We start from the raw sequence: 10,190 nt of genomic DNA on the forward strand, positions 1-10,190 counted from the left end.
CCGTCGTCGAGGATCATGTTCGGACCCTTGCCGCCTTCGAAGGCGAAGATCTGCTGCTCGAGGCACCAGTCGTACTCTTCGAGGCTCTCGCCCTTCCACGCGAACACCGGCACGCCCGCCGGCGCCTCGGGGGTGCCCTCCGGGCCCACCACGACCGCGGCGGCCGCCTCGTCCTGCGTGGAGAAGATGTTGCACGAGGCCCACCGCACCTCCGCGCCGAGCGCCGTCAGCGTCTCGATCAGCACCGCGGTCTGCACCGTCATGTGGATCGAGCCCGCGACCCGCGCGCCGGCCAGCGGCTGCTCGGCGGCGTACTCCTCGCGCAGGGCCATCAGGCCGGGCATCTCGTGCTCCGCCAGACGGATCTGCTTACGGCCCGCCTCCGCCAGCGACAGATCCGCCACCTTGAACTCGACACCGTTGACGGACTGCACCCGGAGATCAGCAGACATGTGTGCGACCAGCTCCTCATAGCTAGGGGAAAGACTTCCGCCCCACCCTAGCGGGACGGCTCAGTGGGGCTGCGTCCCCGTGGCCCGATCGCCGACGCGGGTGCGGAACACGGTGGCGCCGTCGGTGCCGGTCAACGTCACCTCGGGGGTCGAGGCGGGCACCCACGCCGCACCCCCCGGACCGAGGACCTCCACCCTCGTCCCCTCGCGGACCCGGACTTCCCCGGAGGTGCACAGGAGCACCTCGGGGCCGTCCGGCCGGTAGGTCACGGGCGCGGAACCGTGGGCGAACCCGATGCGGGACAGGGCGAAGTCCGGCTCGGGGGTCGGGTAGTCCGTCTCGCCCGGGATCCCCCGGTCGGCCGGGACGGCGCGCACGGTGGGATCGACCAGGGGGCGGAAGTCCAGGACCCGCATCAGCTCGGGGACGTCGACGTGCTTGGGGGTCAGGCCACCGCGTAGGACGTTGTCCGAGTTGGCCATGACCTCCACCCCCACGCCCCGCAGGTAGGCGTGCAGCTGCCCGGGGCCGAGGTACACCGCCTGCCCGGGGTCCAGGGACACCCGGTTGAGCAGGAGGGCGCCGAGCACCCCGGGGTCGGTGGGATAGCGCTCGGCCAGCTCCACGACGGTGGTGGCCTCGGGCGCCCACTCGCCGCCGACGCCCACCGCGCCGAGATAGGCGACGGCGCCGGTGACCAGCTGCGGGACGATCGTGTCCAGCGCGGTGTGCGGCATCGTGACGATGGTGGTGAACACCGCCCGGACCCCCTCGGCGTCCGGCTGCCCGTCCAGCATGTCCCGGTAGGGGCGCAGGGCGGGGACGTCCAGCGCGTCGAGCAGCGCGACGGTGCGGGCGACCGGCCTGAAGCCCACGAGGGCATGGAAGTCGGTCAGCGCCACCAGGATCTCGGGCTTGTGGTTGGGGTCCCGGTAGTTGCGGTCCGGCGCGTCCACGGCGAGGCCGCGGGCGTCCTCGGCGGCGAACCCCTCCCTCGCCCTCTCGGGTGAGGGATGCGCCTGCAGCGAGAGGGCCTGCTCGGCGGAGAGCAGCTTGACCAGGAACGGCAGGCCGGCCCCGTGCTGGGCCAGCACCCGCTCCCCCAGTTCGCCCACGGGGTCGGCCGCGATCCGCGCGTCCAGCCCGCCCCCGTCAGAGCAGAGGGAGGAGCCCGAGTCGTGGGCCCCGTACCAGAACTCCGCCACCGGATGCGGAGCCGGGGACGGCGTCCCGCACAGCTCGGGGAGCGCGGTCCGGGACCCCCACGCGTAGGCCTGGACGACAGGACTGAGCGTCACCACGGGTCACAGACCCCCGACCAACAGGTATGCGGCGGACAGTTCGGTCCGAGCCATGAGCGCGGCCACCCTTCCGCTCAACGGGGTCGGCGGGTCGCCGACCGTGTCCCGACCGCGATCGGTGATCCACTCGACGTCCGCGAGCGGGCCCGCGGCCAGGCGGACGACGTCCTCGTCCGCGCCCAACACCATACCGAGGTGCCGGATGGGGAGGACCTCCCGTGCGCCGTCGAGCTGGTCGTCGTGGAACAGGCTCGCCAGGGGATCCACGGGGGGACGGCCCTGGGCCCGTTCCGCCTGGGAGCGGACGGCATCCGACACCGAGGAGGACGCCGTGACCCGGCCGACGTCACAGAACGCCGCGACGGCCCGGTCACAGTAGGCCGAGGACACCGGATCCGAGTGGATCCAGACGAGCGGGTCCGTCCCCGCGACGGACCTGGCGAGGAGCTTGGCGGGGTTGACCGGCGTCGACAGGTCCGGCCCGAGACCCTCGAGCTCGGCATCCACCGCGTCCGCGGCCGCGGCCACGCCGAGGCCGGGCACGCCGAGCGCGTCCAGGACGGCCATCCCCGCGGCCAGGTGATGGAGGATCCCCCGGTGCGGGGGCAGGTACGGCAACGGCGGCAGCCAGGTCGCGCGACCCCCGCCGGACTCCCCCACCGGACCCTCGCGCGGGACGTCCACCACCACGGCCGCACCCCGGTGGGCGGCGGCGTCGACCGCGGAGGCGAGGTCGCGGTCCCCGGCGTCGTCCCCCGAGACCAGCACGACGTCCAGCGCCCCGACCCACGCCGGAAGCGTGTGGGCGTGGACCAGCGGCGGCACGCCGGGCCCGCCGACGCCCTCGGCGAGCGCCGTGACGACGCCGGCGGCGTGGCGGGCCCGGGCGGAGCGGCCGTGGACCCACACCAGCGCGCGGGGCCGGAACCCGACGAGCGCCTCGAGCGCCCCGGCGTCCACCGCCGTCGCCACCGCGCGGATCTGGGCACCGCCCATCGACGCGTGGAGGAGGGCGCCGGTGGCGTCGGAGGACCGGAGCGCCTCCGCGTCGTCCAGATCGACCCGACCGGCCCCGGTGTCGCTGGTCAGGTCAGGCACGGACGATCGCGAGGACTTCGTCGACCACCGCGGCGACACCCTCGGTGGTGGGCGCCTCCGCGTTGAGGCGGAGCAGCGGTTCGGTGTTGGACGCCCGGAGGTTGAACCACGCGCCGCCCCCGAGGTCCACGGTCACCCCGTCCAGGCGATCGACCGAGACGGCGCGGCCGGAGAACGCCGTGAGGACGGCCTCCATGCGCTCCACCTGGGCCTCCGCCGAGTCCAGGGTCGAGTTGATCTCACCCGACGCGGCGTAGCGGGTGTACTCCGCCATGACCTCGGACAGCGTGGACTCCTGCTCACCCAACGCGGCGAGCGTGTGCATGGCCGCCAGCATCCCCGAGTCGGCGCCCCAGAAGTCGCGGAAGTAGTAGTGCGCCGAGTGCTCGCCGCCGAAGACCGCGCCGGTGTCCGCCATCTGCGCCTTGATGAAGCTGTGGCCGACCCGGGTGCGGATGGCCACGCCACCCTTCTCCTCCACCAACTCGGGGACGGCGCGCGACGTGATGAGGTTGTAGATGATCGAGGCGCCGGGCTCCTTGTCGAGCTCGCGCCCGGCCACCAGGGCGGTGATGGCGGACGGGGCGACGGGCTCACCCCGCTCGTCCACCACGAAGCACCGGTCCGCGTCGCCGTCGAAGGCCAGCCCGATGTCCGCGCCGCTCTCCCGGACGAGCGCCTGGAGGTCGACCAGGTTGGCCGGTTCGAGGGGGTTGGCCTCGTGGTTGGGGAAGTTGCCGTCCAGCTCGAAGTACAGGGGGATGATCTCGAGCGGCAGCCCGCTGAGCACCGCGGGCACGGTGTGGCCGCCCATCCCGTTGCCGGCGTCCACGGCCACCTTGAGCCGCCGGATGCCGGACAGGTCGACCAGGCCGCGCAGGTACTCCCCGTAGCCTGCGAGCACGTCCCGCTCGGTCACCGCGCCGGGGGCACCGTCGTACTCCGGCACCCCCTCGACCAGGTCGGCGGAGATCGTCCCGAGGCCGGACTCCTGGCCGACGGGCTTGGCCCCCGCGCGGCACAGCTTGATGCCGTTGTACCGGGCCGGGTTGTGGCTGGCGGTGAACATGGCGCCGGGGCAGTCGAGCAGCCCCGAGGCGTAGTAGAGCTGGTCCGTCGAGGCGAGGCCGATCGTCACCACGTCGAGGCCCTGGGCCGTGACCCCGGCGGCGAACGCCCGGGACAACGACGGGGAGGAGTCGCGCATGTCGTGGCCGACCACCACCGTGCCCGCGCCCTCCGACCGCATGAGACGGCCGAACGACGCCCCGACCTCACGGACGAAGCCCTCGTCTATCTGTTCACCCACGACGCCACGGACGTCGTAGGCCTTGATGACTGCTCGGACGGACTCGGCGCTGCGTGCCACGTGCTGCTCCAGGGATGAGAGGCGGTCGGGTGGGTCTTGCCCGTGACACTACCCGTGGGGCGTGACCCGCTGACGGGACACGCGTCGGGCGGAGGGTCAGCCCGCGCCCGGACCCGACTCCCCCACACCGTCACCCGGCGGGCCGGGGTCGGCCTCGGCGCGGTCGGGCACGTCGGGAACCACCCGGAGGTGGGGGCGGCCGCCGGAGGGATCGACGGGGGCCTCCGCGAGAACGGGTCCGGGGTCGGAGACCCCCAGCCGCCGCAGCCTGTCCGCGTCCACCAGCGCGGCTCCCGCCCTCCGGCCGCCGACGGGGGCGCCGGCGACGGCGTCCAGCAGGGCCGTGAGGTCGGCGTCCTCCGCGGAGGTGTCGATGTCGGGGTGTCGCACCAGGTCCCAGCCCCGGGGGGCGGTGATGCGCAGCGCGTGGGCCGCGCACAGGTCCCACGCGTGCGGCTCGCGGACCGCCGGGAGCGGTCCGATGACGGCGGTGGAGTCCGCGTAGACGTAGGTGAGCGTGGCGACCGCACGATTGGGGCACCCCGGGCGGCAGCAACGACGGTTCTCACTCACGAGGCCCCAGGGTAGACCCGTCCGGTCGACGGGCGGGCCGCGACCCGCCGCGCCGATGTCGCGGAGCCCGGCCGACGGGGGTTATCCTCGCGCCATGACGCCGACCACCCCGGTTCCCGGACGTCCGCCGACGGGGAACGCGATCCCCGGCGCCGGGCAGTCCGACGTGTGCGCGGGCAGCCGGATCTCGGTGCGGGACTTCCCCGGCGATCCCGGCCGGCGCGGCCCGCGCGTGGTGACGACCCGGCGCGCCGAACGCCGTGGCCACGGCCCCCGGGGCCCGGTCCTGCCCCCGGAGGTCCCCCGGTGGCGGAGCAGGGCGGCCGAGTTCGACGCCGCGGCGCTCGAGGCGTTCGCCGAGATCGACCAGCACTGGCATTCCCGCCTGGTCCACCTGGACCTCGCGGTGGACATGGTGCCGAGGATGCGGCTGAAGCCGGGCGAGTCGTGGCCGGAAGAGGTCGTCGCCGACGGGCTGGTCCCGCTCGCCCGCCTCGTCCCCGCCGGCGTCGACCGGTCCGGCCAACCCACCCGGGCGAGGCTGGTGCTCTTCCGCAAGCCGCTCACCCGACGCACTCAGGGCGGGGACGATCTGCGCGACCTGGTCTACTCGGTGTTGGTGGAGCTGGTCTCCCAGCACCTGGAGGTCTCGCCCGACGAGGTCGAGGCCGGCCCGGACGACGACTGACCGCCCCGTGGGGCGGTCAGGACCTGCGGAAGCGGGGGCGTGCGGGGGGACTCACATGACGGCGTCGCGCTTGATCCGGCGACGCTCGCGCTCGGACAGCCCGCCCCAGATGCCGAAGCGCTCGTCGTTGGCGAGGGCGTACTCCAGGCACTCGGCCTTGACCTCGCACCCCGTGCAGATCTTCTTGGCCTCGCGGGTCGAGCCGCCCTTCTCCGGGAAGAACGCCTCCGGGTCGGTCTGGGAGCAGAGGGCCCGGTCCTGCCAGCTCTCCTCCTCGTCCTCCGCGAAGAGGGCGGTGGAGCCGAAGTCGACCAGGGTCAGGTCGGGTCCCGCTGCGGTGCGTGACTGTCGATCCACGGTCATCCCCTCGTGTTACGTTGCTCGTCGCTCGCGCGTCTGACGGACCCGGTGCCGCTCAGATGCGAATGACACACCTGTGATTACACACATGCGAGTCGCTCAGGTCAAGCGAAAACGGGGAAACCTAGCACCGCCGGTCGGCCACGCGCGCCCGCGACACGCCAGAAACCCTGTGGCGTGGGCCACGCCCGCCCCACGCCGCGCCGCGGTGACCGTGGCCCACCCGGACCCACCCGCCCCCTCGTCACTACCCTTGGGCGTCGTGAGGATCTGTGTGGTGGCCGGTGGCGTCGGTGGCGCCCGTTTCCTTCTGGGCGCTCGCCGCCTCCTCGGGCTGGACCCCGGGCCGGGAGCGGACGCGCCGCACCGCAGCGATGCGCACCGGATCGATGCGGTGGTCAACGTCGGTGACGACGCCTGGATGCACGGCGTGCGCATCTGCCCCGATCTGGACACCATCATGTACACCCTCGGTGGTGGCATCGATGCCGAGCGCGGGTGGGGACACGCGGGTGAGACCTGGAACTGCCGCGACGAGCTGGCCGCCTACGGCGTGCAGCCGGACTGGTTCGGGCTCGGGGACAAGGACCTGGCCACGCACCTCGTGCGCACCCAGATGCTCGACGCCGGCTACCGCCTGACCGACGTGACCGAAGCGCTGTGCGCGCGCTGGTCCCCCGGCGTCCGGCTGCTGCCCGTCACCGACGAGCGCTGCGAGACCCACGTGGTGGTCCGGGATGACGCCGCGGGCGGGACCGGCACGCGGGCGATCCACTTCCAGGAGTGGTGGGTCAGGCACAGGGCGCAGCTGCCGCCCTCCGGGTTCGTGCAGGTCGGGGCGGAGGCCGCCCGGCCCACCGAGGAGGCGCTCGAGGCGATCTCCGCGGCCGACCTCGTCGTCGTCGCCCCCTCCAACCCCGTGGTCTCCGTCGGCGCGGTCCTCGCCGTCCCCGGGATCCGCGCCGCGTTGCGCGCCACGCCCGCGCCCGTCGTGGGCGTCAGCCCCGTCATCGGCGGCGCGGTGCTGCGCGGGATGGCCGACACGTGCCTCACCGCGATCGGGGTCGAGACGGACGCCCTCGCCGTGGCCCGCCACTTCGGCTCCCGGTCCGCCACCGGCCTGCTCGACGGCTGGCTGGTGGCCCCCGGTGACGGCCCCGCGGGCGGGGTCGGCGAGGTGGACGGGATCACCGTCGGCGAGGCCCCGCTGCTCATGACCGACCCTGACGCCACCGCCGACATGGTGGCCGCCGCGATCAGGCTGGTCGGCCTCGACGTCCCCGCGCGGTCCGACCGATGACCGACGGCGCGCTCCCCGAGGGCCGCCCCTGGTCGGGCGAGCACGCGGCCCCCGCCGACGTCCACCTGTGGGCCCCGGACGGGCTGCCGGAGTTCCGCCCCGGGGACGACCTGGCCGGCATCCTCGCCGCCGCGCTCACCGGGGACCCGCGCGGGCTGGCCGACGGCGACGTGGTGGTGCTCACGTCCAAGGTCCTGTCCAAGACCGAGGGCCGGATCGTGCCCGCGCCCACCGATCCCGAGGAGCGCGACGCCCTCCGCCGGCGCCTGGTCGACCAGGAGTCCGTGCGGGTGGTCGCGCGCGTCAACCGGACGGTGATCACGGAGAACCGGCTGGGCATCGTCCAGGCGGCCGCCGGCGTCGACGGCTCCAACGTCGAGTCCGGCGAGCTCGCGCTGCTCCCCGAGGACCCCGACGCCTCCGCCGACGCGCTCGCGCGTGACCTGCACCGGCTCACCGGGGCGCGGGTGGCCGTGGTGGTGACCGACACCATGGGGCGGGCCTGGCGCACCGGCCAGGTCGACATGGCGATCGGCGCCGCGGGGTTGCGGGTGTCGGTCGGGTACGACGGCGCCGTGGACGGCCAGGGCAACGAGCTGCTGGTCACCGACGTCGCGGTGGCCGACGAGATCGCCGCGGCGGCCGACCTGGTCAAGGGCAAGCTCGGGGCCCGACCGGTCGCGGTGGTCCGCGGGGTGCGCCACCTCCTGCTCGACGAGGACCAGGACGACGACGACGAGGGCGGCTCCCCGCGGCGGGCCCGCGACCTGGTCCGCGACAGCGCGTCGGACCTGTTCCGGCTGGGCACCGCCGAGGCGGTGGCGCAGGGGCGGCGCGAGGCCGTTCCCGGGCGCCGCTCCGTCCGTCGGTTCTCGGGCGAGCCGGTCCCCGCGGGGGCCCTCGCCGACGCGGTGGCCGACGCGCTCACCGCGCCGGCGCCCCACCACAGCACCCCGATCAGGTTCGTCCGGGTCGCCGGGGATGCGCGGACCCGGCTGCTCGACGCCCTGCGCGCGGACTGGGAGGCGGACCTGCGCGCCGACGGCCATCCGGCCGACGTGCTGGCCCGCCGGCTGGCCCGGGGGGACCTCCTGCGCACCAGCCCCGAGCTCATCCTGCCGTTCGTCGACGACGCCGCCGGCGCGCACGCATACCCCGACGCCCGGCGCCGGGCGTGCGAGGAGACCATGTTCACCGTGGCCGGGGGCGCCGCCGTGCAGTCGCTGCTGGTCGCCCTGGCGGCGCGTGGGTTGGGCTCGTGCTGGGTGGGGTCGACGATCTTCGCCGCCGACACCACCCGGCGGGAGCTCGGCCTGCCGGCGTCGTGGCGGCCCCTGGGGGCCGTGGCCGTGGGGGTGCCGGCCGACCCGGTCACCCCGCGGGGGACCCGGCCGGCCGGGGACGCCTACATGTCCGTGGAGTAGCGGATCCCGCCGTCGGGGATCACCACGCCCGGCCAGACCCGCGCGCCGCGCAGGAGCTCGCAGCGCGCTCCGATGTCCGCGCCGTCGCCGATCACGCCGTCGCGGATGAGCGCCCGGTGCCCGATGCGGGCGCCGAAGCCGATGATCGACCGCTCGACCGTCGCGCCGGCCTCGATCAGGGCGCCGTCGAACACGACCGCGCCGTCCAGGCGGGCGCCCGCCCCGATCACCGCGCCCCGGCCGACGACGCTGCCACCGACCAGGACCGCCCCGGCTCCGACCCCGGCACCCTCGTGCACGAGGGCCTCACCCTGGTGCCCCGCGAGGGCCGGCGACGGGGCGATGCCGCGTACGAGGTCCGAGGACCCGCGGACGAAGTCCTCGGGGGTGCCCATGTCCCGCCAGTACGCCGAGTCCACGAACCCGTAGACCCGCCTCCCCTCGGAGAGCAGTTGGGGGAAGGTCTCGCGCTCGACGGAGACGGGGACGCCCGCGGGGATCTGTTCGATGAGCTCACGCTTGAACACGTAGCAGCCGGCGTTGATCTGGTCGGTCGGCGGATCCTGCGTCTTCTCGAGGAACTCCAGGACCCGGCCGTCGTCGTCGGTGGTGACGCAGCCGAACGCGCGGGGGTCCGACACCCGGACCAGGTGCATGGTGAGGTCGGCGTCCTTCGCGTGGTGCAGGTCCAGGATCTGCGTGAGGTCGGTGCCCCCCAGGACGTCGCCGTTGAACACCATGATCGTCGAGGCGGTGAGCTCGTCCAGGACGTTGCGGATACCGCCGCCGGTCCCCAGGGGCTCGGTCTCCACCACGTAGGAGATCTCGAGGTCCAGGTCCGACCCGTCGCCGAAGTACTCTTCGAAGACCTCCGCCTTGAAGGAGGTGCCCAGCACCACGCGGCGGATGCCCGCCGCGTGGATCCGCGAGAGCAGGTGCGTGAGGAACGGCAGGCCGGCGGTGGGCAGCATCGGCTTGGGCGCGGAGATGGTGAGCGGCCGCAGCCGGGTCCCCTTCCCCCCCACCAGGATCACCGCCTCGGTATCCGCGATCAGGTCGCCCCGCACCGGGCTCTCGGAGTTCGTCGAGGTCACGCTGTTGCTCCCGCTGTCATGGGCCCCCCGGGACGCGCGGTCGCGCGGCTACCGGGTGGCCGGTGGTCTGTCCGGCGCTCAGCGCAGGGCGCGCCTCGCGGAGCGGATCGCGAGGCGGCACCGTGCCTCCAGGCCGACCCTGAGGGCCCAGCGTATCGGTGCCTGCCACGCACGGGGATGCCGGTCCGCCTGGAACAGGTACGCGCTGCGGTGGTGGGCCCGCAGGGTGAACTCGGGCACCGACTTGGTCGAATGCCCCTGATCGTGGTGGATGACGGACGACGGGACATAGACGTTCTGCCACCCGGCGCGGCCGAGGCGGTCGCCCAGGTCCACGTCCTCCAGGTACATGAAGTACCGCTCGTCGAACCCGCCCACCGCGTCGAAGGCCGACCGCCGCAGCAGCAGACAGGAGCCCGACAGCCATCCGGCGGGGCGTTCGGTCTCCATGTCCGCGTCGTCGAGGTACCGGGCGGTCCACGGGTTGCCGGGCCACACCGGACCCAGCACCGCGTGGCCGATACCGGCCC

The 10,190-nt window shown here is 74.2% G+C and carries 11 protein-coding genes; 3 read left to right on the top strand and 8 right to left on the bottom strand.

Annotation, left to right across the window (positions count from 1 at the left end; all coding sequences use genetic code 11):
• The 5 genes from B4M60_RS12370 to B4M60_RS12390 form a co-directional block, all read right to left on the bottom strand.
• Positions 1 to 452: adenosylhomocysteinase (locus tag B4M60_RS12370; RefSeq protein ID WP_291084380.1), on the bottom strand; the 452-nt coding region annotated here is incomplete at its 3' end.
• Positions 453 to 512: 60 nt separating this feature from the next.
• Complete coding sequence (gene manA / locus B4M60_RS12375) at positions 513 to 1,754, bottom strand: mannose-6-phosphate isomerase, class I (protein WP_291084383.1); 1,242 nt, start codon at positions 1,752 to 1,754, stop codon at positions 513 to 515.
• A 3-nt stretch (positions 1,755 to 1,757) separates the two neighbouring features.
• Positions 1,758 to 2,852, bottom strand: a complete 1,095-nt coding sequence (locus B4M60_RS12380; RefSeq protein ID WP_291084386.1) for a hypothetical protein — start codon at positions 2,850 to 2,852, stop codon at positions 1,758 to 1,760.
• Positions 2,845 to 4,221 (bottom strand): phosphomannomutase/phosphoglucomutase, encoded by a 1,377-nt coding sequence (locus B4M60_RS12385; RefSeq protein ID WP_291084388.1) that lies wholly within the window; start codon positions 4,219 to 4,221, stop codon positions 2,845 to 2,847. Before B4M60_RS12385 ends, B4M60_RS12380 begins: the two co-directional genes overlap by 8 nt.
• 96 nt (positions 4,222 to 4,317) lie before the next feature.
• Positions 4,318 to 4,794 carry a DUF3499 domain-containing protein gene (locus B4M60_RS12390; RefSeq protein WP_291084390.1) on the bottom strand — a complete coding sequence of 159 codons (477 nt, stop codon included), beginning with the start codon at positions 4,792 to 4,794 and terminating at the stop codon, positions 4,318 to 4,320.
• A gap of 166 nt (positions 4,795 to 4,960) precedes the next feature.
• Between B4M60_RS12390 and B4M60_RS12395 the strand changes: the two genes are divergently transcribed.
• Entirely contained in the window at positions 4,961 to 5,482 is a 522-nt protein-coding gene (locus B4M60_RS12395; RefSeq protein WP_349679629.1) for a metallopeptidase family protein, read from the top strand.
• 51 nt (positions 5,483 to 5,533) lie between these two features.
• On the opposite strand, the gene B4M60_RS12400 is transcribed toward B4M60_RS12395, so the two are convergent.
• Positions 5,534 to 5,845 carry a WhiB family transcriptional regulator gene (locus B4M60_RS12400; RefSeq protein ID WP_291084393.1) on the bottom strand — a complete coding sequence of 104 codons (312 nt, stop codon included), beginning with the start codon at positions 5,843 to 5,845 and terminating at the stop codon, positions 5,534 to 5,536.
• Between the two features lie 259 nt (positions 5,846 to 6,104).
• Here B4M60_RS12400 and cofD point away from each other — a divergent pair, with 259 nt between their 5' ends.
• Together cofD and B4M60_RS12410 are read left to right on the top strand one after the other, a co-directional pair.
• Positions 6,105 to 7,142, top strand: a complete 1,038-nt coding sequence (gene cofD / locus B4M60_RS12405) for a 2-phospho-L-lactate transferase (protein WP_291084398.1) — start codon at positions 6,105 to 6,107, stop codon at positions 7,140 to 7,142.
• Positions 7,139 to 8,566 (top strand): coenzyme F420-0:L-glutamate ligase, encoded by a 1,428-nt coding sequence (locus B4M60_RS12410; protein ID WP_291084401.1) that lies wholly within the window; start codon positions 7,139 to 7,141, stop codon positions 8,564 to 8,566. The genes cofD and B4M60_RS12410 overlap by 4 nt, the downstream gene beginning before the upstream one ends.
• On the opposite strand, the gene B4M60_RS12415 is transcribed toward B4M60_RS12410, so the two are convergent.
• Positions 8,548 to 9,660, bottom strand: a complete 1,113-nt coding sequence (locus tag B4M60_RS12415) for a sugar phosphate nucleotidyltransferase (protein WP_414646799.1) — start codon at positions 9,658 to 9,660, stop codon at positions 8,548 to 8,550. The two genes, B4M60_RS12410 and B4M60_RS12415, sit on opposite strands and share 19 nt — an antisense overlap.
• A 78-nt stretch (positions 9,661 to 9,738) precedes the next feature.
• On the bottom strand, positions 9,739 to 10,190 hold a 452-nt coding region (locus tag B4M60_RS12420), incomplete at its 5' end, for a glycosyltransferase family 2 protein (protein WP_291084404.1).

The sequence above is a fragment of the Dietzia sp. UBA5065 genome (assembly GCA_002415925.1).
In the GTDB taxonomy this organism is placed as follows: domain Bacteria; phylum Actinomycetota; class Actinomycetes; order Mycobacteriales; family Mycobacteriaceae; genus Dietzia.